Below are 255 nucleotides of genomic sequence, written 5' to 3'. Positions count from 1 at the left end.
CACCGACCTGTTCGAGGATCTCCGCCCCGGTCGTCCGGTAGTGGGCCTCGGGGTTTGCCGAGTTCTCGAACTGCCCGAGTTGGACCATCCCGGCCTCGGCTTCGAGGTCATCCGCCCGGTCTTTCGCGTCGGAAATCGTCCCGTCGACGAGTTCGATGTCGGCCCCGTAGGCCGACATCAGCCGTCTTCGTTCGGGGGATTTCGACGCCGGCATTACGATGGTGACGTCGTATCCCTTCGCGGCAGCGACGACCG

Annotated in this window: 1 protein-coding gene; it reads right to left on the bottom strand. The window is 65.1% G+C overall.

Annotated features, from left to right (window positions below; all coding sequences use genetic code 11):
* Window positions 1-255: pyridoxal-phosphate dependent enzyme (locus ACP7H9_RS14295; RefSeq protein ID WP_439222947.1), on the bottom strand; the 255-nt coding region annotated here is incomplete at both ends.

Source organism: Idiomarina sp. ST20R2A10 (genome assembly GCF_051842345.1).
Lineage (GTDB): Bacteria > Pseudomonadota > Gammaproteobacteria > Enterobacterales > Alteromonadaceae > Idiomarina > Idiomarina loihiensis.
The sequence above is the reverse complement of the archived record's forward strand: the minus strand, read 5'-3'. Positions and strand labels throughout refer to the sequence as shown.